At 72.9% G+C, this 25,774-nt stretch carries 17 protein-coding genes; 15 read left to right on the top strand and 2 right to left on the bottom strand.

Features of this window, described 5'->3' with window-relative positions; translation table 11 throughout:
• Positions 1 to 2 precede the first annotated feature (2 nt).
• Positions 3 to 572: a hypothetical protein gene (locus BMY61_RS07105; RefSeq protein ID WP_042459391.1), complete on the bottom strand. Its 570-nt coding sequence runs from the start codon at positions 570 to 572 to the stop codon at positions 3 to 5.
• 192 nt (positions 573 to 764) lie between these two features.
• On the opposite strand from BMY61_RS07105, the gene BMY61_RS07100 reads away from it, so the two are divergent.
• The 11 genes from BMY61_RS07100 to BMY61_RS07050 all read left to right on the top strand — a co-directional run bounded on the left by BMY61_RS07100 (position 765) and on the right by BMY61_RS07050 (position 16,420).
• Positions 765 to 2,138 (top strand): efflux RND transporter periplasmic adaptor subunit, encoded by a 1,374-nt coding sequence (locus BMY61_RS07100; RefSeq protein WP_075003791.1) that lies wholly within the window; start codon positions 765 to 767, stop codon positions 2,136 to 2,138.
• The gene (locus tag BMY61_RS07095; RefSeq protein WP_042459385.1) at positions 2,135 to 2,953 is read left to right on the top strand and encodes an ABC transporter ATP-binding protein; all 819 of its coding nucleotides are present in this window, start codon (positions 2,135 to 2,137) and stop codon (positions 2,951 to 2,953) included. The genes BMY61_RS07100 and BMY61_RS07095 overlap by 4 nt, the downstream gene beginning before the upstream one ends.
• A complete protein-coding gene (locus BMY61_RS07090; RefSeq protein WP_042459382.1) occupies positions 2,950 to 4,164 on the top strand; it encodes an ABC transporter permease in 1,215 nt (404 codons plus the stop codon). The genes BMY61_RS07095 and BMY61_RS07090 overlap by 4 nt, the downstream gene beginning before the upstream one ends.
• Positions 4,157 to 4,789 (top strand): hypothetical protein, encoded by a 633-nt coding sequence (locus tag BMY61_RS45995; protein ID WP_052439478.1) that lies wholly within the window; start codon positions 4,157 to 4,159, stop codon positions 4,787 to 4,789. The genes BMY61_RS07090 and BMY61_RS45995 overlap by 8 nt, the downstream gene beginning before the upstream one ends.
• A gap of 84 nt (positions 4,790 to 4,873) precedes the next feature.
• Entirely contained in the window at positions 4,874 to 5,581 is a 708-nt protein-coding gene (locus BMY61_RS07080) for a response regulator transcription factor (RefSeq protein ID WP_042459380.1), read from the top strand.
• Entirely contained in the window at positions 5,556 to 7,076 is a 1,521-nt protein-coding gene (locus BMY61_RS07075) for a sensor histidine kinase (RefSeq protein ID WP_082015630.1), read from the top strand. Before BMY61_RS07080 ends, BMY61_RS07075 begins: the two co-directional genes overlap by 26 nt.
• Before the next feature lie 288 nt (positions 7,077 to 7,364).
• A complete protein-coding gene (locus BMY61_RS07070) occupies positions 7,365 to 8,912 on the top strand; it encodes a cytochrome ubiquinol oxidase subunit I (RefSeq protein WP_042459377.1) in 1,548 nt (515 codons plus the stop codon).
• Between the two features lie 13 nt (positions 8,913 to 8,925).
• Positions 8,926 to 9,921 (top strand): cytochrome d ubiquinol oxidase subunit II, encoded by a 996-nt coding sequence (gene cydB, locus BMY61_RS07065; protein WP_042459374.1) that lies wholly within the window; start codon positions 8,926 to 8,928, stop codon positions 9,919 to 9,921.
• 17 nt (positions 9,922 to 9,938) lie between these two features.
• Complete coding sequence (gene cydD, locus BMY61_RS07060; RefSeq protein ID WP_042459370.1) at positions 9,939 to 13,676, top strand: thiol reductant ABC exporter subunit CydD; 3,738 nt, start codon at positions 9,939 to 9,941, stop codon at positions 13,674 to 13,676.
• Positions 13,677 to 13,891: 215 nt separating this feature from the next.
• Complete coding sequence (locus BMY61_RS07055) at positions 13,892 to 15,634, top strand: GAF domain-containing sensor histidine kinase (RefSeq protein WP_042459367.1); 1,743 nt, start codon at positions 13,892 to 13,894, stop codon at positions 15,632 to 15,634.
• Positions 15,635 to 15,808: 174 nt separating this feature from the next.
• Positions 15,809 to 16,420, top strand: a complete 612-nt coding sequence (locus BMY61_RS07050) for a hypothetical protein (protein ID WP_052439477.1) — start codon at positions 15,809 to 15,811, stop codon at positions 16,418 to 16,420.
• A 12-nt stretch (positions 16,421 to 16,432) separates the two neighbouring features.
• On the opposite strand, the gene BMY61_RS07045 is transcribed toward BMY61_RS07050, so the two are convergent.
• Positions 16,433 to 17,236 (bottom strand): HAD family hydrolase, encoded by an 804-nt coding sequence (locus BMY61_RS07045; protein ID WP_236656647.1) that lies wholly within the window; start codon positions 17,234 to 17,236, stop codon positions 16,433 to 16,435.
• A 101-nt stretch (positions 17,237 to 17,337) separates the two neighbouring features.
• Here BMY61_RS07045 and BMY61_RS48320 point away from each other — a divergent pair, with 101 nt between their 5' ends.
• The 4 genes from BMY61_RS48320 (at position 17,338) to BMY61_RS07025 (ending at position 25,746) form a co-directional block, all read left to right on the top strand.
• The gene (locus BMY61_RS48320; RefSeq protein ID WP_177240376.1) at positions 17,338 to 20,814 is read left to right on the top strand and encodes an AfsR/SARP family transcriptional regulator; all 3,477 of its coding nucleotides are present in this window, start codon (positions 17,338 to 17,340) and stop codon (positions 20,812 to 20,814) included.
• Between the two features lie 260 nt (positions 20,815 to 21,074).
• Positions 21,075 to 22,661: an MFS transporter gene (locus BMY61_RS07035; RefSeq protein WP_042454150.1), complete on the top strand. Its 1,587-nt coding sequence runs from the start codon at positions 21,075 to 21,077 to the stop codon at positions 22,659 to 22,661.
• Positions 22,662 to 22,786: 125 nt separating this feature from the next.
• Entirely contained in the window at positions 22,787 to 23,323 is a 537-nt protein-coding gene (locus BMY61_RS07030; RefSeq protein WP_042454152.1) for a hypothetical protein, read from the top strand.
• Positions 23,323 to 25,746 carry a bifunctional polysaccharide deacetylase/glycosyltransferase family 2 protein gene (locus tag BMY61_RS07025; RefSeq protein WP_082015362.1) on the top strand — a complete coding sequence of 808 codons (2,424 nt, stop codon included), beginning with the start codon at positions 23,323 to 23,325 and terminating at the stop codon, positions 25,744 to 25,746. The genes BMY61_RS07030 and BMY61_RS07025 overlap by 1 nt, the downstream gene beginning before the upstream one ends.
• The last annotated feature ends 28 nt before the right edge of the window (positions 25,747 to 25,774 follow it).

Below are 25,774 nucleotides of genomic sequence, written 5' to 3'. Positions count from 1 at the left end.
TCTCAGGAGGCGGACGGCGACGGCGCTGCCGCGCCCGGGGAGCGGGTGGGGAGCAGGGGCTTGCAGGTGTTGTACGCGGCCGCGGTCTTCGGGTCGGTCGTGTTCAGCGCGCGCAGGCCACCGGTGGTCGGGAGGGTCACGCCGTGGTCCTTGAGGCAGCTGGTGAACGCCGCCATCGCGGTGGAGTTGAAGCCGCCGCGGCCACCGCCGAAGCCGCCCTTGGGGCGCAGCGACGCGCAGGCCTGCATCGCGGCCTGCATGGTCGGGTTCGCCGACGCGCCGCCGAAGCCGAAGCCACCGCCGCCACCGTAACCGCCGCCGTTGCCGCCGCCGTAACCCCCGGAGGGACGGCCGGAGGGGCGACCGGTCGGGAGGTTCACGCCGTGCTGGCTGAGGCAGGTGCGGTAGGCCTGCATCGCCGCGCCTCGCGCGGACGACGAGGGGGAGGCCTGGGTCCCCGAGGCGTTCGTCGAGCCGGAGGAGCCACAGGCGGACAGCAGCAGTGCGGAGGCGCCGATGAGGCCGGCGGCCGCTGCGGCCCGCGCGCGAGCGCCGTTGCGGTGAGTCGTCATGGACTCGAAGGAACCCCACAGCCATGCGGACCGCCTGGGTGAATTCTTCGAATCCGCTGGGAACGGCGATCGACGTGGCGGCACCGGGAGGGGCTTAGGTCCCTTATGTCGGACTTTGCCAGCTATCTGCTCCCAGAGAACTCCCAGACTGCTCCCAGAGCCCGCTGGGCGGGCCCCGTCAAGGTGTCCGCCATGAAGGTGCTTCCACGACGGCGTAAGGCCGTCCTGTTGAACTCCGTGCTCGCCACGGCGCTGCTGGCCACCGGCGGCATCGCGTGGGCGACCGTGGCGCAGGGCTCCAGCAGCACCGGCTCCGCCACCACGCGCACCGCGACAGTCCAGCGTGGCACGGTCCTCGCGACGGTCTCCGGGTCGGGCACACTGACCTCCCCGTCGGACGCCGGGGTGAACTTCTTCACCGGTGGCACGCTGACCGAGGTCGACGTGAAGGCCGGTCAGAAGGTCACGGCCGGCCAGGTGCTGGGCAAGGTCGACGCCACCTCGGCCGACGAGACCCTCGCCAACGCCCAGGCGCAGCTGTCCTCCGCCCAGGCCAACCTGACCCAGGTCGAGGCCGGGACCACCCCGGCCGCGAGCTCCAACAACGGCGGCGGCTCCGGCGGCGGTGGGTCCACCGGTGGTCGTGGCGGTGCCGCGTCCTCCACCCCGACGCCCACGCCGAGCCCCACCCCCACCGTCAACCAGGCCCAGCTCGCCAGCGCCGAGCAGCAGGTGACCTCCGCGGAGAACTCCGTGGCAGCCGCCCAGCGCGCGGTCGACGGGACGGTGCTGAAGGCTCCGGTCTCCGGCACGGTCGCCTCGGTCAGCGGCAAGGTCGGCGACACCGTCTCCGGCACCGGCGGCTCGGGCTCCGGCTCGGGCGGTAGCGGTAGCGGCGGGTCCTCGTCGAGCTCCTCCAGCTCGTCCAGCAGCCTCTCCGGCTTCGTCGTGATCACCAACCCGTCCGGGATGGAGGTCAGCGCCGACTTCTCCGAGAGCGACGCGCTGAAGCTCAAGTCCGGCCAGGCGGCGACCGTGACGCTGAACGCCGACACCACCCAGGTGCTCAACGCCAAGGTCGTGTCGATCAGTTCGCTGCCGGTCAGCAGCTCCGGCAGCGGCAGCAGTTCGTCCGGCGCGGTGCAGTACGCCGCGCTGCTGGCGATCTCCGGTGACACCTCCAACCTGCGCACCGGCCTCAGCGCCAGCGTGCAGGTCGTCACCGGCGAGGCCTCCGGCGCGCTCTACCTGCCGACCTCGGCGATCAACGGCACCGGCGCCAACGCCAGCGTCAACGTCGTCCAGGCCGACGGCACCACCAAGCGCACCCCGGTCACGCTCGGTGTGCAGGGCGACAGCGACGACCAGATCGTCACCGGCGTGATCGCGGGCGACAAGGTCGCGATCACCGTCGTCTCCTCCTCCGGCAGCAACGGCTTCCCGAGCACCGGCTTCCCCGGCGGCTTCGGTGGCGGCAGCGGGCGCAGCGGGTTCGGCGGTGGCGGTGGCTTCGGCGGCGGTGGCGGCGGTCGCGGCACCGGTGGTGGCGGCGGGAGCAGGGGATGACCCTCACCCCCGGCCCGCTCTCCGGCGCGACTTCTGACGGGCGCGGTCCCGCGCCTGTCATCGCGGCCCGGCGGCTGGTGAAGACCTACGGCATGGGCGACGCCGTCGTGCACGCCCTGGCCGGCGTGGACCTGACGGTCGAGGTGGGCGACTACGTCGCGATCATGGGCAGTTCGGGCTCCGGCAAGTCGACGCTGATGAACATCCTCGGCTGCCTGGACGTGCCGACCACCGGCCGCTACCTGCTCGACGGCATCGACGTCGGCGGGCTGGACGAGCGGCAACTGTCGCTCGTGCGCAACCGCAAGATCGGCTTCATCTTCCAGTCGTTCAACCTGGTGCCGCGCACCACCGCGGTCGCCCAGGTCGAGCTGCCGCTCGCCTACGCGGGCGTCAAGGCCGCCGAGCGGCGGCGCCGGGCGATGGCCGCGCTGACCATGGTGGGGCTCGCGGACCGCGCGGAGCACAAGCCCAACGAGCTCTCCGGCGGCCAGCAGCAGCGCGTCGCCGTGGCCCGCGCGCTGGTGACCTCGCCCGCGATGCTGCTCGCCGACGAGCCCACCGGCAACCTGGACAGCCACAGCACCAAGGAGGTCCTCGGCATCGTGGACCGGCTCAACGCCTCCGGCCGCACCGTCGTGCTGATCACCCACGAGGACGAGGTCGCGCACCACGCCAAGCGGGTGATCCGGCTGGTGGACGGCCTGATCGTGAGTGACGTGCGGCAGGCCCCGGTGGCCGGCCCGCCGCCCGCGCTGGAGGCCGCCGCCGCGGGGCCCGCCCATGGCGAGCTCACCCAGGGAGGAGTGCGATGAACCCGTTCGAGACGTTGCGCTTCGCGGCGCTGGGCCTGGCCGCCAACAAGGTCCGGTCGGGCCTGACCATGCTCGGCATCCTGATCGGCGTCGCCGCCGTCATCCTGTTGCTGGCGGTCGGCAACGGCTCCTCGCAGGCGGTCAAGGACTCGATCGACGCGCTCGGCACCAACGCCCTGACCGTCAGCTCCGGCGCCGGATTCGGCGCGCAGTCGACGGCCACCAGCACCAAGCCGCTGACCGTCGCCGACGCCCGCGCGCTCGCCGACCCGAGCCAGGCCCCCGACATCAAGGGCGTCGCGCCCGAGGTGCAGACCTCGCAGACGGCCCTGTACCAGGGCACCTCGCACACGGTCAGCTCCGTGATCGGCACCTACCCGGCCTACTTCGAGGCGTCCAACAGCAAGGTGACGCTGGGGGACTACTTCAGCGCCGACGACGTGCTGGCCTCCCGCAAGGTCGCGGTGATCGGCTCGACCACGGCGGCCGACCTGTTCGGCACCGCCTCCCCCATCGGCAAGAAGATCGTGCTCGGCGGCACCCCGCTGACCGTCGTCGGCGAGCTGGCCACCAAGGGCAGCGGCACCGGCTTCAACGACCCGGACGACGTGGTCATCGCGCCGCTGCCGACCGTGCAGAACGCCTACACCGGCTTCGGCTCGCTCAGTCAGATCCTGGTCGAGGCGACCTCCGCCGACACCACCACACAGGCGCAGAACGAGATCACCACGGTCCTGATGGGCACGCACGGCATCACGGACCCGACCGCGGTCGACTTCCGCGTCGGCAGCCAGACCACGCTGCTGTCCACCCGCAGCTCCACCACGCAGACCTTCACCGTGCTGCTCGGCGCGGTCGCGGCGATCTCGCTGCTGGTCGGCGGCATCGGCATCACCAACATCATGCTGGTGACGGTGACCGAGCGGACCCGGGAGATCGGCATCCGCAAGGCCATCGGCGCGCCCAAGGGCGTCATCCTCAGCCAGTTCCTGGCCGAGTCGACGCTGTTGTCCCTGGCCGGTGCCGGGCTCGGGGTGGTGACCGCGCTGGTCGGCGCGCACTTCACCATCGCCGGTATCAAGCCCGTGGTGATCCCGGCCTCGGTCTGGGGCGCGTTCGGGATCGCGGTGGCGATCGGCCTCTTCTTCGGCAGCTACCCGGCCAGCCGGGCGGCGAGCCTGCGACCGATCGAGGCGCTGCGCCATGAGTGACATCGTTCCCACCCACGTGACCACCCAGGAGGAAGCCGTGGACCTCGAGCTGGCCCACCCGTCCGAGCCGGTCCCGTACGAGGCCCTGCCGTCGCCCGAGGAGATCCTGGCCGAGCCGCCGGACTCGCTGGACATCAGCGCCGAGCTGGCCGCCCCGCCGCGCCGCAAGCTGCCGTGGCTGACGCTGCTGCTGGCCGGCGGCCTGGTCGCGGGCCTCGGCTTCGTCGGCGGCGTGCTGGTGGAGAAGAACCAGGGCACGTCCGGCGGAACGGGCCGCTCGTTCAGCGCCTCCGGACGGACCGGCACCGGCACCGGCACCGGCGGCTCCGGCCGCACGGGCACCAGTGGCTTCGGGTCGGGCGGCTTCGGCGGCGGCGGTTTCGGCGGCGGCGCGGGCGGCGGGGCGACCATCGGCACGGTCAAGCTGGTCGACGGCTCGACCATCTACGTCACCGACACCTCCGGCAACATCGTCAAGATCACCACCGGTGGCTCGACCAAGGTCAGCATCGCCCAGTCGGGCAAGGTCAGCCAGCTCAAGCCGGGCGCGACGGTCACCGTACGCGGCACCACCGACGCCAACGGCAATGTGGCTGCCACGACGGTCACCCAGGTGGGAGGCTGAGCCCGCGCACAGGGTTCACTCATGAACTCCTCATCTACGGCGACTAACCTGCCGCAGCCAGATCCGTACTCACCGGGGGCGCCCATGGACACCGCCGAGGCCAGCCTGCTCGTCGTCGACGACGAGCCGAACATCCGAGAGCTGCTCTCCGCCTCGCTCCGCTTCGCCGGCTTCCGCGTCGCCTCGGCGGCGACCGGGGCCGAGGCCGTCGCGTACGTCCAGCGGACGCGCCCGGACCTGGTGGTGCTGGACGTGATGCTCCCGGACGTCGACGGGTTCGCCCTGGTCAAGCGGCTGAGGGACGACAGCGACCGGGACAAGATCCCGGTCATCTTCCTGACCGCCAAGGACGGCGTCGACGACAAGATCAACGGACTGACGGCGGGTGGCGACGACTACGTCACCAAGCCGTTCAGCCTGGAGGAGCTGATCGCGCGGATCCGCGCGATCCTGCGTCGAACGGGCGGTCCCGCGGACGACGGTCGCCTGGTCGTCGCCGACCTGGAGCTGGACCTGGTGGGTCACCAGGTCCACCGGGCCGGCCGGCCGGTCTCGCTCTCGCCGACCGAGTTCAAGCTGCTCGAGTACCTGATGACGAACACCGGCCGAGTGGTGTCGAAGATGCAGATCCTCGACCACGTCTGGGCCTACGACTTCGGCGGCGACCTCAGCATCGTCGAGTCCTACATCTCCTACCTGCGCCGCAAGATGGACTCGGGCGCGGACGGCGTGCCCAAGCTCATCCACACCGTGCGCGGAGTCGGCTATGTCCTTCGCCGCCCGGCTGCGTAGCCGCCTGCGGACGGCCTCAGGGCCCCGCGCCCCCAAACGTGGTCGCTTCTCCCTGCGTGTCAGGCTGCTGGCGCTCGCGATCGCCCTGGTCGTGCTCGGGTTGGTGGTCAGCGACACGCTTGTGCTCGGAAGCGTGCGCAACCAGTTGGTGCAGCGCGTGGACACACAACTGCAGCGCTTCGGTGACACCGCCGTCCACCGCTCCGTGGACTCCAAGCGGCCGCTCGTGCCGGTGGCCGCCGGTGGCTACCGTCGGACCTGGCTGCCCAGCCAGTACGTGGTGACGCAGGTCGACGCCTCCGGTCACTACAGCTCGCTGCTGACCCAGCCGGTCGAGCAGGGTGACCCGCTCCCGGCGTTCCCCGAGCTCGACGCGGCCCAGTTGGCCGCGCGGATGAACCACCCGTTCACCGTCCCGGCCGACCACGGCGGTGGCAGCTGGCGGGTGTTGATAAGGCCGGTCGCCGACGGGAGCGGCCGGGGCGTCGTGGTCGCGGCGTCGCTCGACGACACCGACGCGATGCTGTCCAAGCTGAACGAGGGCTTCCTCGCCATCGGCGGCGGCGTGCTGCTGGTGCTCACCGTCGCCGGGTTCTTCGCGGTGCGGGCGGGCCTCGGCCCGCTGCAGCGGATCGAGCAGGCCGCGCACCAGATCGCCGAGCAGACCGCGGCCGGCCAGCCGCCCACCCACCGGGTGCCGGGGGCCGACGCGGACGCCCGCACCGAGGTGGGCTCGCTGGCCCGCTCGCTCAACTCGATGCTGGAGCAGATCGAGGCGGGCTTCGCCGCGCGCACCGAGTCGGAGGACCGGATGCGCCGCTTCGTCGCCGACGCCAGCCACGAGCTGCGCACCCCTCTGTCCGGCATCCGCGGTTTCGCCGAGCTCTACCGGATGGGCGCGCTGCCGGACGAGGCGGACGTCAAGCGGACCATGAGCCGGATCGAGAGTGAGGCCGTGCGGATGAGCGGCCTGGTCGAGGACCTGCTGACGCTGGCCCGCCTCGACGAGCAGCGCCCGCTCGAACTCGCCCCGATGGACCTGCGCACCCTGGCCGCGGACGCGCTGCACGACACCACCGCGCTCGACCCCACCCGTCCGGTCAGCCTGACCGGCGCGGCCGGTGCGACGACGCCGGGCGCGGCGCTGGTGCTGGGCGACGAGGCGCGGCTGCGCCAGGTGGTGACCAACCTGGTCGGCAACGCCGTCAAGCACACCCCGGCCGGCACCCCGGTGCGGATCGGCGTCGGGACGGTGGGCGGCGAGGGCGTCATCGAGGTCGGCGACGAGGGCCCGGGGCTGACGATGGAGCAGTCGGCGCGGGTGTTCGAGCGCTTCTACCGCGTCGACGCCTCGCGCAGTCGGCGCGACGGCGGGGGAGCGGGGCTCGGCCTCGCGATCGTCTCCGCGCTGACGCAGGCTCACGGTGGCCGGGTGGAGCTGCAGACCGCTCCCGGTGCGGGGGCCGTCTTCCGGATCTTCCTCCCCGGCGCCTGAAACCGGCCGGAGTGACTCCCGCCACTCCGCAGGTCTGACACCCGTCTGAGACGGGCCCCAGGGCAATCGACGAACTGTCGATTCGCCCTGGTCAGACTGTGCCGAACGGCGCTGTCGACTCACCCCACCCCCCTGTCAGTCTCTCCGAACCGACATGGTGATAATAGCTTGTGATCGTGTTCACGTTCACAAGCTCACGAGCATTTCGTGTTCAACAGGCATCTCCCACACAAGTGGGACAAAAAGTGCGTTGATGGGCACGATGGCCGCCCGACGAGGAGGAGAACCGTGGAGCTCGCGCTCGCTCACGAGACGATGGCGCGATGGCAGTTCGGCATCACCACCGTCTACCACTTCCTCTTCGTGCCCCTGACGATCTCGCTCTCCGCGTTCGTCGCGGGGCTGCAGACGGCCTGGGTGCGGACGGGCCGCGAGAAGTACTTCAAGGCCACGAAGTTCTGGGGCAAGCTCTTCCTGATCAACATGGCGATGGGTGTGGTCACCGGCATCGTGCAGGAGTTCCAGTTCGGCATGAGCTGGTCGAACTACTCCCGCTTCGTCGGCGACATCTTCGGCGCCCCGCTCGCCTTCGAGGCACTGATCGCCTTCTTCTTCGAGTCCACCTTCATCGGACTGTGGATCTTCGGCTGGGACCGGCTGCCCAAGAAGCTGCACCTGCTGTCGATCTGGATGGTCGCGATCGGCACCACCCTCTCCGCCTACTTCATCCTCGCGGCCAACTCGTGGATGCAGCACCCGGTCGGCTACGAGCTCAAGAACGGCCGGGCGCAGCTGACCGACTTCCCCAAGGTGCTCTTCCAGAACACCACCCTGGTCGTCGTCTTCCACACCATCACCGCGGCGTTCCTGGTCGGCGGCGCGTTCCTGATCGGCATCGCGGCCTACCAACTGCGCAAGTCCTCGCGCGTCGCCGCGGAGGACCGGAACCCCGTCAAGGTCGCCTCGATGGTGACCTCACTCCGACTCGGCCTGGTGGCCTGCCTGGTGGCCGGCCTCGGCACCGCGGTCAGCGGTGACGCGCTCGGCAAGGTCATGTTCGAGCAGCAGCCGATGAAGATGGCCGCCGCCGAGGCCCTGTGGGACACCGAGTCCCCCGCGCCCTTCTCGATCTTCGCCTACGGCGACGTCTCCAAGGGCCACAACACCGTCGAGATCACGGTCCCCGGCCTGCTGTCCTTCCTGGCCAAGGGCGACTTCAGCTCGCCGGTGCCCGGCATCAACGACACCAACGCCGCCGAGCGGGCCAAGTTCGGCGACAAGGCCCGCAACGGCGACTACCGGCCGAACATCCCCACCACCTTCTGGGCCTTCCGCTGGATGATCGGCTTCGGCATGACGTCCTTCGTGGTCGCCCTGGTGGGGCTCTGGTTCACCCGCCGTCGCTTCTGGCTCGCCCCCGAGTACCGACGGGCCGGCGACGAGGTGCCGCTGTTCATGCTGACGAAGACCAGGCAGCTCGGCCCGACGCTGACCAAGTGGGTCTGGCGGGGCGGCATCTGGACCCTGGCCTTCCCGCTGATCGCCTGCTCCTGGGGCTGGATCTTCACCGAGATGGGCCGTCAGCCGTGGGTCGTCTACGGCCTGATGACCACCGCCGACGCGGTCTCCCCCGGTGTCTCCATCGGCGAGCAGTGGACCTCGCTCGTCGTGCTCACCCTGCTCTACGGAATTCTCGCGGTCGTCGAGGTCAAGCTGATGGTCAAGTACGCCAAGGCCGGACCGACGGACGAGGAACCGCCACGTGAGGACCCCCGCCTCGGCGGTCCCCCGGCGGGCTCCGAGGACGCCGACAAGCCCTTCGCCTTCGCGTACTGAGGAGACCGACGCCATGCAACTCCACGACGTCTGGTTCGTGCTGATCGCGGTCCTGTGGACCGGGTACTTCTTCCTCGAGGGCTTCGACTTCGGTGTCGGGATCCTCACCAAGGCGCTCGCCCGGGACGAGCGCGAGCGCCGCGTCCTGATCAACACCATCGGACCGGTCTGGGACGGCAACGAGGTCTGGGTGCTGACCGCCGGCGGCGCGACCTTCGCGGCCTTCCCCGAGTGGTACGCCACCCTGTTCAGCGGCTTCTACCTGGCCCTGCTGATCATCCTGGTCGCCCTGATCGTCCGCGGCGTGGCCTTCGAGTACCGGGGCAAGCGCGACGACGCGCGGTGGCGGCGGAACTGGGACCACGCGATCTTCTGGTGCTCGCTGATCCCGGCCTTCCTGTGGGGCGTCGCCTTCGGCAACATCGTCCACGGGACCAAGATCGACGCGCACTTCGAGTACGTGGGCAACTTCCTCGACCTGCTGAATCCCTACGCGCTGCTCGGCGGCGTGGTGACGCTGACCCTGTTCACCTTCCACGGTTCCGTCTTCACCGCGCTGAAGACCACCGGGGAGATCCGCGAGCGGGCCCGCGCCTTCGCGCTCAAGGTCGGTGTCGTCACCGCGCTGGCGGCGCTGGCCTTCCTGATCTGGACCCAGGTCCACAACGGCGACAGCTGGACCTTCGCGGCCATGGTCGTCGCCGCGCTCGCCCTGGTCGGCGCCCTGGTGATGAACCAGCTGGGCCGTGAGGGATGGGCCTTCATCCTCTCCGGCGTGACCATCGTCGCGGCCGTGGCGATGCTCTTCCTCTCGCTCTTCCCGAACGTCATGCCGTCCACGCTGAACCCGGCCTGGTCGCTGACCGTCAGCAACGCGTCCGCCTCGGACTACACGCTGAAGATCATGACGTGGGTGGCGGGCATCATGACCCCGGTGGTGCTCGTCTACCAGGGCTGGACCTACTGGGTGTTCCGCCGCCGTATCGGCGTGCAGAACATCCCCGCCTGAACGCCGAAGAGGACGCCGTGAAGCCCGTCGATCCGCGCCTGCTGCGCCACGCCCGAGCAACCCGGATATTCCTGCTGGCCTCGGTGGCGCTGGGTGCGCTGGGTGCCGGGCTGGTCATCGCGCAGGCGCTGTTGGTGGCGCAGATCGTCGTCGGCTGCTTCCAGCACGGGCAGGGGCTCGGCCGTCTGGCCGGGCCTCTGGCCGCGCTCGCGGCCGTCTCGCTGGGACGCGGCGCCGTCGCCTGGGCGACGGAGGCCGTCGCCCACCGGGCCGCGGCGACGGTCAAGTCACAGCTGCGCGAGCAGTTGTTGGCCCGGGCGGCGGGGCTCGGTCCCGGTTGGCTCGCCCGGCAGCGCAGCGGCGAGCTGGTCACCCTGGCCACCCGCGGTGTCGACGCGCTCGACGACTACTTCGCCCGCTACCTCCCGCAGCTGGCGCTGTCGGTGATCGTGCCGATCGCGGTGCTGGCCCGGATCGTCCTCGCCGACTGGGTCTCGGCGGTCATCATCGTGGCGACGCTGCCGCTGATCCCGGTCTTCATGGTGCTGATCGGCATGGCCACCCAGAGCCGGATGGACCGTCAGTGGCGCACGCTCGGGCGTCTCTCCCATCACTTCCTCGACGTGGTCGCCGGGCTGCCGACGCTCAAGGTCTTCGGCCGGGCCAAGGCCCAGGCCGAGTCGATCCGGAAGATCACCGACCAGTACCGGCGGGCCACGCTGCGCACGTTGCGCGTCGCCTTCGTGTCGTCGTTCGCGCTGGAGCTGCTGTCGACGCTGTCGGTCGCGCTGGTCGCGGTCAGCATCGGCATGCGGCTCGTGGACGGGGGCCTCGACCTCTACACGGGGTTGGTGGTGCTGGTCCTCGCCCCGGAGGCGTACCTGCCGATCCGTCAGGTCGGCACGCACTACCACGCCAGCGTCGAGGGCCTGGCGGCGGCGGAGCAGATCTTCTCCGTCCTGGAGACGCCCGTCGCCGACTCCCCCGTCGCCGCGCCGGACCCCGCAGGCGGCCTCCGGGTGGACGGCCTGACGGTCCGCTACGAGGGCCGCGAACACCCCGCGCTGTCGGACGTCTCCCTCCACGTCGCGCCGGGGGAGACCGTCGCCGTCACCGGCCCGTCCGGCGCGGGCAAGTCGACGCTGCTGGCCGCGTTGCTGGGCTTCGTCCCGGCCGCGGCGGGTTCCGTGGCCGCGCCCGCCCATGACCGGATCGCCTGGGTGCCGCAGCACCCCTACCTCTTCGCCGGGACGATCGCCGACAACGTGCGGTTGTCGCGTCCCGACGCCACCGAGGAGCAGCTGCGGACCGCCCTGGTCGCAGCCCAGGCCTGGGAGTTCGTCACCGCGCTGCCGGACGGCACGCAGACCGTGCTCGGCGACTCCGGCACCGGACTCTCCGCCGGTCAGCGCCGCCGGGTCGCTCTCGCCCGGGCCTTCCTCGCCGACCGCGAACTGGTCCTGCTCGACGAGCCCACGGCGGGCCTGGACAACGAGCACGAGGCCGCGGTCGTCGCGGCCATCCGCGAGCTGGCGGTCGGTCGCACGGTCGTCCTCACCTCGCACCGCCCGGCGCTGCTGCCCTTGGCCGACCGGGTTGTGTCCCTCGCAGGCCAGGTGCCGACCGACGCGAGCGGGCGGAGCGATGGGGAGCGACCGTCGGCGAACGCTGCGGCCGTGCTGTCGTCGGTGCCGGTGGCGGGCGGCGTGACGCCGGGCGGCGTCGAGGGGCAGTGTGGGGACGCACGGGTGCCGGCGCAGCCGGACGCCGAGTCCTCGGCGCTGGGTGCGGACACCGGAGTGGCCGTCGCCGCCATGGCCGGAGTGCCGGTCGCGGGTGCCACCTCGAGGCTTCCGTCCACGCCCGCCGCGGGCGGAGCGCAGCACGGCACTGTCGCGCAGGTGCCGGCGCAGCCCGGCGGTGCGGCGGGCGGCTCCGCGGAGCCGGAGCCGGTGCTGACTGACGGTCCGGCCCTCGCGGCCCGGCGGCGCGCCGCCGGTGATCGCGCCGTCCCGGTGGACGCCGGCCGTGGCTGGGCCTCCTGGCCCAGGCCGCGGCTCGGGCTCGCGATCGTCCTCGGCGCGCTCGCGCTGATCTGCGCCACCGCGCTGATGGGCACCTCGGGCTGGCTCATCTCCCGGGCCTCGCAGCAGCCGCCGGTGCTCTACCTGATGGTCGCCGTCACGGCCACGCGCGCCTTCGGCATCGGTCGTTCCGCGCTGCGCTACGCCGAGCGTCTGGTCAGCCACGACGCGGTCCTGCGCAGCCTCGGCGCGCTGCGCACCGCCGTCTACGGCCGCCTGGAGCGGCTGGCGCCGGCGGGCCTCGGCGCGACCTTCCGGCGCGGGGACCTGCTCGCCCGGATGGTCGCCGACGTGGACGCCATGCAGGACCACTACCTCCGCTACCGCCTCCCGCTGGCCTCGACGGCGCTCGCGGGTGCGCTCACCGTCGGCGTCGTCGCCTGGCTGCTGCCGCTCGCCGGCCTGCTGCTCGCGCTCGGGCTGCTGCTGGCCGGTGCGCTCGTGCCGTGGCTGGCCCTGCGGCTCTCGATCCGCGCCGAGCATGCGCAGGCGGAGACGCGTGGTCGGCTGACCGGCGAGGTCGTCGGCCTGCTGGACGGCGCCGCCGAGCTGACCGTCAGCGGCGCTCTCCCCGCCCGCCTCGGCGCGCTGCGCGCGCTGGACGCGGAGCTGACGGGGATGCAGCGCAGGTCCGCCGCGGGCCTCGGGCTCGGCACCGGGCTCACCACCGCGCTGACCGGCCTGACGGCCGTGGCCTGTGGCGCAGCCGGCATCGCCGCGGTGACCGCCGGTCACCTGCACGGCGTCTGGCTGGCCGTGCTGCTGCTGACGCCGCTGGCGGCGTTCGAGGGTGTGACCGGACTGACGGCCGCGGTCCAGACCCGCCGACGCGGCCTGCGCTCGGCCGCGCGCCTGGCCGAGCTCGCCGAGGCGCCCGAGCCGGTCGTCGAACCCGCCACCCCGGCGGCCCTCCCGGCCGACCCCTTGCCGTTGCGCGTCCGCGACCTCACCGTCGTCCACGCCGGCCGTACCGAGCCCGCGCTGCGGGGTGTCTCGCTCGACCTGACGCCGGGTCGCCGCATCGCCGTCGTCGGGCCGAGCGGTTCCGGCAAGACCACGCTGGCCCACGCGCTGCTGCGGTTCCTCGACCCGGTCTCGGGGAGCGTCACCCTGGCGGGGACCGACACCCGCACGCTCGCCGGCGACGACGTCCGGCGCGCGGTGGGGCTGTGCGCGCAGGACGCCCACGTCTTCGACAGCAGCCTCCGGGAGAACCTGCGGCTGGCCCGTCCGGGCGCCACGGACGCCGAGCTCTTCGACGCCCTCACCAGCGCCCGTCTCGCGGAGTTCGTCCGGGCCCTGCCCGACGGCCTCGACACCATGGTCGGCGAGCACGGCGCGGCCCTCTCCGGCGGTCAGCGCCAACGCCTGGCCCTGGCCCGTGCCCTCCTGGCCGACTTCCCGGTCCTGGTCCTCGACGAGCCCGCCGAACACCTCGACCTCCCGACGGCCGACGCCCTCACCGCCGACCTCCTCACCGCCACGCAGGGCCGGGCGACGGTTCTGATCACCCACCGCCTGGCCGGCCTGGACACGGTGGACGAGATCCTCGTCCTGGACGCCGGGCAGGTCGCCCAGCGCGGCACCTGGGACGAGCTCGTCGCGACGGACGGGCTGCTCCGCGACCTGTGGGCGCGGGAGCGGGAGGGCGAAGCGGTCCGCGTTCCCTGAGCCGGTTCCGCACCGGGGAGACCGTGGCGGAAGCCGACTCCGGGTCGGGAGCACGACGTCGTGGCCGAGCTCGTAGGCCGTGCGGGTCGTGGTCTCGACGCCGATCTGCGGGTTGATGCCGGTGCGCACGGCCTGCGGGACACCTGCCCTGTCCCTTCGCGGGCCTGAACGCGTGTCCACTGTCGTGGTAAAACCGGACAAACTACGCTCGGGCCATGGCCACCGGTGACGCGCACTTCATTCCCGACCTGGGTTCGCTCGAGGTCGACGACCTGGTTTCCGAGGTGGCCGAGCGGCTCCACGCCGTCGCCGCCGTCAACGACCGGATGCGGGAGCTGCTCGAAGCCGTCGTCGCGGTCAGCTCCGGGCTGAACCTGCATGCGACCTTGCAGCGGATCGCGTCCGCCGCTGCGGATCTCGTCGACGCCGAGTACGCCGCCGTCGGGGTGCTCGCCCCGCACACGCACGGGCTGTCCGACTTCATCCAGGTGGGGATCACCTCCGAGCAGGAGTTGGAGATCGGCGGGCCGCCCTGCGGCCTCGGGCTGCTGGGGTACGTGACCGAGCACCCGGAGCCGCTGCGGCTGGAGGACCTGACCAAGCACCCCAGCGCCGTCGGGTTCCCGCACGGGCACCCCGTGATGCACACCTTCCTCAGCGTCCCGGTCCGGGTCCGCGGACACTTCTTCGGCACCCTGTACCTCGCCGAGAAGCACAACGGGCGGCACTTCTCCGGCGCCGACCAGCAGGTCGTCGAGGCGTTGGCGGCGGCCGCCGGCGTGGCCATCGAGAACGCGCGGCTGTACGAGGAGGGCCGCCGACGCGAGCGGTGGATCGCCGCGTCCCGCGAGGTCACGAACGTGATGCTCACCGCCGAGGACGCCGCCGTCTCCCTGACCACCACCGCGGAGCTGCTGCGCGACCTCGCCGGGGCCGCGCTCGGCATGATCCTGCTGCCCACCGAGGACGGCGGCATGCGCGTGGCCCACGCCTCCGGCGAGGCCGCGGACCTGCTGATCGGGGAGCCGGTACCGCGGACCGAGCGGGTGCGGCAGCTGCTCGCGGGCGACACCGTGATGATCGCCGACATGCGCACCGACTCGGACATCCGCGCCGACATCCGCCAGTCCTTCGGCCCCAGTATGGCGCTGCCGCTGCAGAGCTCGGGACGGGTCCTCGGCGCGGTCAGCGTCTGGCGGGGACGGGACATGCCCCCCTTCACCGAGGCCGAGCGCGAGCTCGCGGAGGGCTTCGCCGCGCAGGCGGCGCTCGCCCTGCGGCTGGTGGAGGGGCAGCAGAACCAGCAGCGTCTCGCCGTCTACCAGGACCGCGACCGGATCGCCCGCGACCTGCACGACCTGGTCATCCAGCGGCTCTTCGCCACCGGGATGATGATGGAGAGCGCCGCGCGGCTCGCCGAGGTGCCGGAGGTGAAGGTCCGGATCTCCAAGGCCGTCGACGAGCTGGATGCCACCATCCAGGAGGTCCGCACCACCATCTACGCCCTCCAGCACGAGGACACCCCCGAGGGCGGTGAGGACCTGCGCAAGCGTGTGCTGCGCGAGTGCGCGCAGGCCTCCGGGCCGCTGGGGTTCAAGCCGTCGGTGACCTTCGTCGGTCCGGTCGAGGTGATGACCGGCGAGTCGATCGTCCGTCAGCTGGTCGCCGCGCTGCGCGAGATGCTCTCCAACGCGGCCCGGCATGCCGAGGCCTCGCGGGTGGACGTGGTCGTCGACTGCTCCGCCCACATCGACCTGGAGGGGCGGCTCATCGCGGGAAAGGGCCGGCCCGCGGTCGTGCTGACCGTCAGCGACGACGGCGTCGGCATCCCCGAGGGGGGTCGCCGCAGCGGCCTGCGCAACCTCGCGGACCGGGCGCGCAACCTCGGTGGCGACGCCTGGTTCGCGCCCGGCCTCGACGGCCGGGGCACGCGGGTCTTCTGGACGGCGGGGCTCTAGGGGTGTCGTCCGGGGCACACCGGGCGTGGGCCCTGACGGACGGTCGGGTTGTTGCGAGTCTGTAGCGAGGCGGCCGACGGGGTGTTGCGCGCGCATCGCTACATTTCCGTCATCCCGACCGGCACGGCTCGCCGGTCCCCGTCGCGTATGCCATGCCACACCTGGGGGAATCCCATGCGCTCCACCACACGCCGTGCCGCCGCCTCGGCCGCTCTCGTCCTCACGTCCGCGCTGCTGCTCACCGCCTGCAACTCCGGCGGCGGTTCGACCACCGGCGGCTCCACCGCCTCCACGTCCGCGCCCTCGGGCGGATCGGGCGGAGGGTCGACCTCGGGCGGGTCGGGCGGGGGGTCGACCTCGGGCGGGAGTGGCTCGTCCACACAGGGAACCACCTCCGGCTCCACGTCCGGAACCGGCGGGGCGACGGCTGCCGCCGCGGGCTGCCGGAACCTGGTCGCCACCGACGCGGTCAAGGCCGCGGTCACCCAGGCGTACGAGGCGGAGAGCCACCGCGGCCACATCACGCCGCTCCCGCACCGGTTCCTCTACGGCGAGTGCGGCGGTACCACCTACGCCGCGACCGCGTTCGAGCTCACCCCCGGCGCGACCTACAACGACCAGGTCGCCGCGCAGGACGACGGCAGCACCCGCAAGTACTTCTCGCTCACCGCGGGCGGCAGCTGGACCGTGCTCGGCAGTGCCGGATTCCCCGACATGGGCGGCTGCATCGCCCAGGTGCCGAAGGCCCTCGCCACGGTCTGGGGCGGCTGCCCCGGCGCCCAGTGACGGAGCCCGTGTTCAGTCCAGCAGCGACTCGATGACCTGCGCGACACCGTCGTCCTCGTGGCCGGCGGTGTGGCGGGAGGTCGCCGCCAGCACCTCCGGGTGCGCGTTGGCGACCGCGTAGGCGGTGCCGGCCCAGGCCAGCATCGGCAGGTCGTTGGGCATGTCGCCGATGGCGACCACGTGCTCGGCCGGGATCTCCCGCTCCGCGCACCAGCGCGCGAGCGCGCTCGCCTTGCTGACGCCGGGCGCGCTGATCTCCAGCATCGCCACCGCGGCGGAGCGGGTCACCTCGCCGTACTCGCCCACCAGCTCGCGGCCGAGCCGCAGGAACTCGTCGGGGTCCAGGCTCGGGTGCTTCGCCAGCAGCTTGAAGACCTGGTGGCCGGCCGGGCCCGCGAGGATCTCCTCGGCCGGAGCGACCTCGTCGGCCGCGTCCATGTCCCACAGGGTGCGCGGGTAGGCGGGCTCGTGGGAGAACCCGTTCGGGTACTCGAAGGCGAAGCTCACCTCGGGCAGGGCGGCGCGCAGCGCCAGCACCGCGACGAGGGCGTCGTCCGCGCGCATGGGGTAGGTCTCCAGCAGCTCTTGCCGTCGCACGTCGTAGAGCGCGCCGCCGTTGGAGCAGATGGCGATCCCGTGCGGGCCGATCGCCTTGGTGACCGCGCCCATCCAGCGCGGCGGGCGTCCGGTGACGAAGACGATGCAGACGCCCGCCTCCTCCGCTCGGCGCAGCGCCTCTTCGGTACGGGCGGAGACGGTGCCGTCGCCGCGCAGCAGCGTGCCGTCGAGATCGGTGGCGATGAGGGTGGGGATCACGGGTACATCCTCACATCCCGGTCGTCCCCGCCCGCGCATTCGTCGCACTTTCGGTGATCGAATCGCCGCATGCCCGCCCGACGATGGGTCAGAATCGCCAGGTGAGATTCGGCATTCTCGGGACGACCCAGGCCTGGACCGACGACGGCGGCGAGCTTCCGCTCGGCGGCCCCGGCCGCCGCGCGCTGCTGGCGCTGTTGCTGCTGGACGCGGGCCGGACGGTCACCACCGAGCGGCTGATCGACGGCCTGTACGGGGAGGAGCCGCCCGGCAACGTCGGCAACGCCCTGCAGTCGCAGGTCTCCCGGCTGCGCACGACGCTGCGGCCGGTCGGCGTCGGCATCGAGGGCGGCCCCGGCGGCTACCGGGCGCTGACCGCGCCTGACGAGGTGGACGCGCACGCCTTCTCCCGCCTGGTCGCCGACGGCGAGGCCGCGCTCGCCCGCACGGACGCGGCGCAGGCCTTCACCGCGCTGACCGCGGCGCTCGGTCTGTGGCGCGGCGAACCGCTCTCCGACGTGGGCGGCGCGCCGTTCGCGGCCGGTCAGGTGGTCCGCCTCGCGGAGCTGCGGCTGACCGCGGTCGAGGCCCGCGCGGAGGCCGGGCTGGCACTGGGCCGCGCCCGCGAGCTGATCGCGGAGCTGCGGTCAGCGGTGGCGGAGGAGCCGCTGCGGGAACCGCTGACGGCCCTGCTGATGCGCGCCCTCTACGCCGCCGACCGCCCCTCGGACGCGTTGGCCGCGTTCGCGGCCCTCCGCGAGACCCTCGCCGACTCCCTCGGCGCGGACCCGAGCCCGGAGCTCGCCGACCTCCACCTCTCCATCCTCCGCGCGGACCCCACGCTGCGCGCTCCGCGCCGCGACGCGGGCGCGGCCGCGGGCGCAGCCGGGCCGGACGCCGCTCCGGGCGCCGGCCCCGGCGCGGCCTTCGGCGCGCCTGGCCTGGCGGGATCCGCGGCACCGGGCGGCGGCCCTGGCGCGGCCTTCGGCGCGCCTGGTGCTGCGGCCCCCGGTTCTGGGCTTCGGCAGGGCTTGGGCGGCCGTGGGGCCGCGGGCGCGCCCGGCTCTGCCGTCGGCGGCCCCGACCCGGGTGCCGCCGCAGGCGCAGGCGCCGGCGCCTCCAGCCCCGGCTTCGACGCCGACCACGCCCCCGCGAGCGTCGAGGGCGGACCAAGATCGTCAAATGTTCCACGTGACGCATTTGGTGATCTTGGTGTCGTCGAGGTCCCGATCGTCCTCCCCAGGCCGCTGACCAGCTTCGTCGGTCGGGAGGCCGACATCGACGGGCTCGCGGCCGCGCTCGCGCACGGCCGGCTGGTGACGCTGACCGGGCCGGGCGGGACCGGCAAGACCAGGCTCGCGCTGGAGACCGCCGCCCGGCACCCCGGTGCCGGAGGCGCCTGCTTCGCCGACCTGTCCCGCGTCGTCGATGCGGCGACGCTCGACGCCGCACTGCTGGGCGCACTGGGTGTGCGCGAGGCGGGCGTGCTCGCCGCCGCCGGCCCGGGCGGGGGTGACGCCGCCGACCGGCTCGCGCCCGCGCTCGCCCGCCGCGGCGAGCTGTTGCTCGTGCTCGACAACTGCGAGCAGATCGTCGCCGAGGCAGCGGCCCTCGCCGAGCGCCTGCTGCTCGCGTGCCCGCAGCTGCGCATCCTGGCCACCAGTCGCGAGCCGCTCGCCGTGCCCGGCGAGCACGTCCGCCCGTTGGAGCCGCTGCCCGGTCCCGAGGCGCTGCGGCTCTTCGCCGAGCGCGCGGCGGCGGTGCGTCCCGGGTTCGACCCGCGGACGCAGGCCCCCGACGACGCGGCCGCCGTCGCCGAGATCTGCCGCCGCCTCGACGGCCTGCCGCTCGCCATCGAGCTCGCGGCGGCGCGCCTGCGGCTGCTGACCCCGCGCCAGATCGCCGACCGACTCGACGACCGGTTCCGCCTGCTCACCGGGGGCAGCCGGACCGCCCAACCGCGCCAGCAGACCCTGAGGGCCGTCGTCGCCTGGAGCTGGGACCTGTTGCCCGAGGCCGAGCGGACGATGCTGCGCCGGGTCTCCGTCTTCGCCGGCGGCTGGTCGCTCCCCGCCGCCGAGGCGGTCTGCGGGACGGGGCCGGAGACGCTGGACCTGCTCGGTGCGCTCGTCGACAAGTCCCTCGTCGTCGCGTACCAGCCGGACAGCGTCGGCGAGATGCGCTACCGGATGCTGGAGACAGTCCGCGCCTACGCCGCCGATCAGCTCGCCGCCGCCGACGAGCAGCGTGAACGCGCCGACGTCCACCTGGACCACTTCCTGCGTCTGGCCGAGACTGCCGAGCCGCTGCTGCGCACCGCCGACCAGCTCGACTGGCTCGCCCTGCTCGCCGCCGACCACGACAACCTCAACGCCGCCCTGCGCCACGCCACCGCCACCGACACCGACCGGGCCCTGGACCTGCTGGCCTGCCTGTCCAGCTACTGGATGCTGCGCGGTCTGCGCACCGAGGGCCGCGTCCCCGCGCAGCGGCTGCTCGCGGCGATCGGCGGCGAGGTGCCGCCGGGGCGCGAGCAGCAGTTCGCGCTGGCGGTCCTGGCCGCGATCTCCGGCGGCATGGACACCCCGGAGCTGATCGGCTACATCGAGACCTGTCGCCCGGTGATGGACCGGCTGATGTTCGAGCACCCGCTGCGGTTCCCGTTCCTGGTGGTGCTGTGGGCGCCGTTCGTCGGCGTCCCGGACGACGTCTCGATGGTCGAACAGAACCGGCTCGCCGACGAGCTTCTGACCGATCCCTGGTACCGGGCGTTGCTCCACTTCGGCCTCGCCTTCCAGCACTGGTTCCTCCATGCCGACGCGGCCTCCGCCGAGCGGGAGCTGACACAGGGCCTCCAGGGCTTCGAGCAGGAGGGCGACCGGTGGGGCATGGTGATGTCCCTGATGGAGCTGGCCCGCGCCCGAGGCCGCCAGGGCGACCGGTCCGGCGCCTCCGTGCACACCGACCGGGCGCTGGAGCTCGCCGCCGAGCTGGACTCGCCGGAGGACATGGCCGAACTGCTGTGGAGCCGCTCCGAGCTGAGCCTGCAGGCGGGTGATCTGGCCTCGGCGGAGGCGGACCTGCGGCGTGCGGTCGCGCTGGTCGAACCCTTCGGCGTCAGCGACAACCTCGCCTCCGCGCGGCTGGGCCTGGCCCAGGTCGCCCGCCGCCGGGGCGCGTTCGCGCAGGCCGAGGAGCTGTGCGCGCAGGCCCTGGCCAGCCGACTGGTCGGCTGGTCCAGCGGCGAGGGCATCCAGGCGTCGGTGCAGTTGGAGCTCGCCCGCGTCGATCTCGCGCAGTCCCGCGCCGCCGCGGTCCGCGCCCGCCTGCGCGAGGTCGAGTCGATCCTGCGCGGCGGCCGGAACCTGCCCACCTACGGCGAGCTGGCCACCGTGCTCGCGGAGCTGGCGCTGCTGGAGGGCGAGGCCGACCTGGCGGCGGAGCTGCTCGGCACGGCCTCGGTCCTGGCACCCCGCCCGAACCCCGCCCCGACCAACCCCGCCTTCACCCGCGGCGCCGCCCGCAACCCCCGGGAAGCGGTCGCCTTCGTGACGGACCTGGTGACGGCCGACCTGTAGTTGCACTACCCGGGGGCCCGGGGAACTGCGCGACAAGCCACCCACGCAGCAGGCAGACCGAACGACCAGGGCCATCCGCGCAGGGTGGTTGCTCGCGCAGAGCCTCGCGCCCCTGGGGTGGTGCAACCGCATGCGGGAGCGTCACCGACCCACTCGCGCCCGCGCGGCGGAGCCGCACATCAGCAGAGCCTCGCGCCCCTGGGGTGGTGCGGTCAGCGTCCGGTCAGTGCGCGGTGCGTGGCGACCGCGAGCGTAGGGGCATGACCTCCACACGGAACCTCTCCGCCGCCCGCAAGTGGGGCACGCTCGCGATCTGCTGCGTCGCATCCCTCGTCCTCGGGATCGACAACACCGTCGTCAACCTCGCCTTCCCGCACCTGGTGCGGGACATGGACCCGAGCAGCACCCAGCTGCTGTGGATCGCCGACGCCTACGGCTTCGCCCTCGGCGGGCTGGTGATCGTCATGGGATCGCTCGGCGACCGTTTCGGACGCAAGCGGCTGCTGCTCCTCGGCGGAGCCGGCTTCGCGTTGGCCTCCGCGCTGACCGCCGAGGCGCCCAGCGCCGGCTGGCTGATCGCGGCCCGGGCACTGCAGGGCGTCGCGGGGGCGACGCTGATGCCGTCGACGCTGTCGCTGGTGCGCAACGCCTTCACCGACCCGAAGGAGCGCACCATGGCGATGGGGATCGCCGGGGGCGTCGGCGCCGCCGGCTTCGCGCTGGGGCCGGTCGTCGGCGGGCCGCTGCTGGACCACTTCTGGTGGGGCTCGGTCTTCCTGATCAACGTTCCGGTGATGGCGCTGGTCCTGGCCGTGGGCGGCTTCGTGCTGGTGGAGTCCCGCAACCCGAACCCGGGCCGGATCGACTGGCGCAGCGTGCCGCTCTCCTGCCTGGGCATGGTCGCGACCGTCTACGCGCTGAAGACCGCCGCCCGGGACGGGCTGGACCGGCCCGCGGTGTGGATCGCCGCCGCGCTCGGCGTCGTGCTGCTGACGGGCTTCGTGCTGCGTCAGCGTCGCGTCGCGAACCCCCTGGTCGACGTGGACCTGCTGCGCAGCCGCGGCTTCTCCGGGGCGATCGCCGCGAACACGCTCAGCATCTTCGCCCTCGCCGCGCAGTCGCTCGCCGCCTCGCTCTACTTCCAGGACGTGCGCGGCTACTCGCCGATGGGCACCGGCTTCGCCCTGCTGCTCGGTCCGCTCGGGGCGATGGTGACGGGTCCGCTCTGCCCGGTCGCGGTGAAGGCGCTGGGCCGGGCCAGGGCCGTCGGCCTCGGGCTGGTGCTGATGGCGGTGTCCTGCTTCGGCTACCTGCTGGTGGGCGTGGCCACGGATTACTGGGTGATGGGCGCGGTCATGTTCGTCTCCGGTCTGGGCATCGGTCTGGTCTTCGGGATCGGCGGCGACACGATGCTGGCGAGCGCGCCCAAGGAGCGGGCCGGCGCGGCGAGCGCCGTGGAGTCGACCGCGACGGAGCTGGGCGGCGCACTCGGGATCGCGGTGCTGGGCAGCCTGCTGACGGCGGTCTACCGGAACCGGATGACGCCTCCGGCGGGGATCGGGGCGCAGGCGGAGTCCGCCGCGCACGAGTCGATCGGTGGCGCGGTCGCGGCGGCGCACACGCTCCCGGCACCGCTCGGGCACGTGCTGACGGCGGCGTCCCAGCACGCGTTCGTCGACGGCTTCCACGCCGTCGTCGCAGCGGGCGGCGTGGTGCTGCTGCTCGGCACGGGCCTGGTGGTCGGCCGCCTGCGGGGCGTCCCGGCGGTCATCGCGGAGGAGAGTGCCGAGGCGGAGGGGGAGCGGGGCACGGAGTCGACGCCCGCCGCTCCCGTGACGGTCGTGTGACACCGGCGGGATCCCCGCCGTTCTTCGGGTCGTCGTCCCACCGGTCAGGGGGATGACGGCCCGGTCTCGTTCCTCGGGCCGAGACGGCCAAGCGTGGTCAAACGGCCCCGGGAACGCTAGGGTCCGTGCTCGTGCAGACGGGTTCGACGGCGGCCGACGAGACGGTCGAGATGGTGCCGGTACCCCCCGATCGGCGGGTACCGGAACGTCCGGTCTTCGTCGACGCGAGCGGGCGTCGACAGCGGCGGGTCCGGCGGATCGGTCGGATCCTCGTCGTGCCCGCGATCGGGTATGTCGGGCTCCTGGTGAGCACGCTGCTCGGCGGCCCGACCATCAACAGCCCCTTCCTCCCGCTCCCCGCCCCGCCCCAGTCGAGCCAGAGCCAGGGCCACGGCGTGCACACGCATCCAGGGGCTCACCCCGGTGCGAACGGCACGGGTCAGGGCGGCGCCAACGGGACCGGCACCGGAACCGGGACGACCGTCGGCACGGGCACCGGCACCGGCGGGTCCAACCCGACGCCGGGCGTCTCGACCTCCGCGGTGCCCACCCCGGGAGCGACCCAGCCCGGGCCGGGCGTCACCCACGGCCACAGCACGCACACCGCCTCCCCGCCCGGGGCCTCGCACCACCCGACCAAGAAGGCCAAAGCGCACCTCTGATGAGCAAGGACTCCTCCCCCTCCCGCTCCGGCCGGGCGCGTCGCGGCCGTCGCGGGGCGGTCCGCCAGGTCCCGCTGCGGACCCACTGGCTGCTGCTCGGCACCCTCGTGGTCACCCTCACCCTGGCTCTGCTGATCGAGGGCTACACCCAGCACATGTTCGGCAGCACGCCCGACGGAGCCGGCATGGTGCAGGGCCCGTCGGGGGCGGTGCCGAGTGCGGTGAGCAACGGCGGCCCGGTCATATCCCCGCAGGGCGGCGCGGGTGGCGCGCCCCGTACGGCCCGGCCGCGGCCCGGCACCGTCGCGCTGACCTTCGACGACGGCCCGAGCGCGCAGTGGACCCCGCAGATCCTCGAGGTGCTGCGCAAGCACGGCGTCCACGCGACCTTCTTCGTCATCGGTGAGAACGTCACCGCCAACCCGGGTGTGACCGCGCAGATCGTCGCCGACGGCAACGAGCTCGGCGTGCACACGTTCACCCACCCCAACCTCGGCCTGATCCCGGCCTGGCAGCGCACGCTGCAGCTGCGCGAGGCCCAGTTGGCCATCGCCGGCGCCACCGGCGACACCACGACGCTGCTGCGTCCGCCCTACTCCTCCGGCAACGACTCCGTCGACGACGCCGACTGGACAGCCATCCAGCAGGCCGGCCGCGAGGGCTACCTGACGGTCCTGACGACGCAGGACACCGAGGACTGGCAGCGTCCGGGCGTCGAGAAGATCATCAGCAACGGTGCGGTTCCGGGCACGGTGCCAGGTGTCCGCGTCAACCCGAGGAAGCTGCCCGCCGGTCAGGTCGTGCTGATGCACGACGCCGGTGGTGACCGCTCGCAGTCGGTGGCCGCGCTGGACCAGCTGCTGACCGAGTACCAGCAGGAGGGTCTGACCGTCGGCACGGTCAGCGCGACGACCGGCCTGTCCGCGCCGATGACCAAGGCGTCCGCGACGGACCACTGGATGGGCCTGGCCCTGATCTGGGTGCTGCTGCTGAGCCACTGGCTGCTGACCGTCATCGGCTGGTTCATGATCGCCGCAGGTGTGCTGAGCGTGCTGCGCGCGGTCGTCTCCGTCATCGCGGCGCGACGGCACAAGCGGATGGCCCAGCACGGATGGGGTGAGCCGGTGACCGAACCGGCCACCGTCATCGTCCCCGCCTACAACGAGAGCGCCGGCATCGAGGCGGCCGTCCGCTCGCTGGTCGCCCAGGACCACCCGGTGGAGATCCTCGTCGTGGACGACGGCTCCTCGGACGGCACGGCCGACATCGCCGAGTCGCTGGGCCTGCCGGGCGTCCGGGTGATCCGCAAGGAGAACGGCGGCAAGCCGTCCGCGCTCAACACGGGCATCGCCAACTCCTCGTTCGACCTGCTGGTGATGGTCGACGGCGACACCGTCTTCGAGCCGGACGCGGTGCGCAAGCTGATCCAGCCGTTCGCGGACCCGGAGGTCGGCGCGGTCTCCGGCAACGCCAAGGTGGTCAACCGAGGCGGCCTGCTGGGCCGCTGGCAGCACATCGAGTACGTGGTCGGCTTCAACCTCGACCGGCGCCTGTTCGACCTGGCCGAGTGCATGCCGACGGTCCCGGGCGCGGTGGGCGGCTTCCGCAAGGAGGCCCTGATGCGCGTCGGCGGCCTGGCGGAGGACACGCTCGCCGAGGACACCGACCTCACCATGGCGCTGTGCCGCGACGGCTGGCGCGTCGTCTACGAGGAGGGCGCGGTCGCCTGGACCGAGGCTCCCGCCTCGCTCGGCGCCCTGTGGAAGCAGCGCTACCGGTGGTGCTACGGCACCATGCAGGCGATGTGGAAGCACCGCGGTGCAATGCTCCAGCGGGGCCCGGCGGGCAAGCTGGGTCGCCGCGGCCTCGGTTACCTGCTGCTCTTCCAGGTGCTGCTGCCGCTGCTGGCACCGGTCGTGGACATCTTCGCGCTGTACGGACTGGTCTTCCTCGACCCCCTGCACGTGATCGGCCTCTGGCTCGGCTTCATGCTGCTGCAGCTGGGGATGGGCCTGTACGCGTTCCGCCTGGACGGGGAGAGCCCGGGACCGTTGTGGAGCCTGCCGCTCCAGCAGTTCGTCTACCGGCAGTTGATGTACCTGGTGGTGATCCAGTCCACGGTCACCGCGGTCGCGGGGGCGCGCCTGCGCTGGCAGCGCATGGAACGCTACGGCTCCCTCCAGGCCCCGACCGGCCTCGGCGCACCCGTCGCCGGCTACACCGGCTACACCGCGGGCGTGCAGCTGACCAACATCCCGATCCCCTCCCAGCACCAGGCAGGCCCCCCGCTCGCCGACTCCTGGCTGGCCGAGGCCGCCCGGGCGGACCACTCCGCGTACGCCTACGAGCAGCCGAACTACCCCTACACCGCCTACGACTACCGGGACGAGCGGCCGGCCGACCCGGGGGACCGACGAGTCTGACCGGGGCGACGGAAGGCCCCACCTCATC

The organism is Streptacidiphilus jiangxiensis (assembly GCF_900109465.1).
GTDB classification, from domain to species: Bacteria; Actinomycetota; Actinomycetes; order Streptomycetales; family Streptomycetaceae; genus Streptacidiphilus; species Streptacidiphilus jiangxiensis.
Note: the sequence above shows the minus strand (reverse complement) of the source record. Positions and strands in the feature narration are given on the sequence as shown.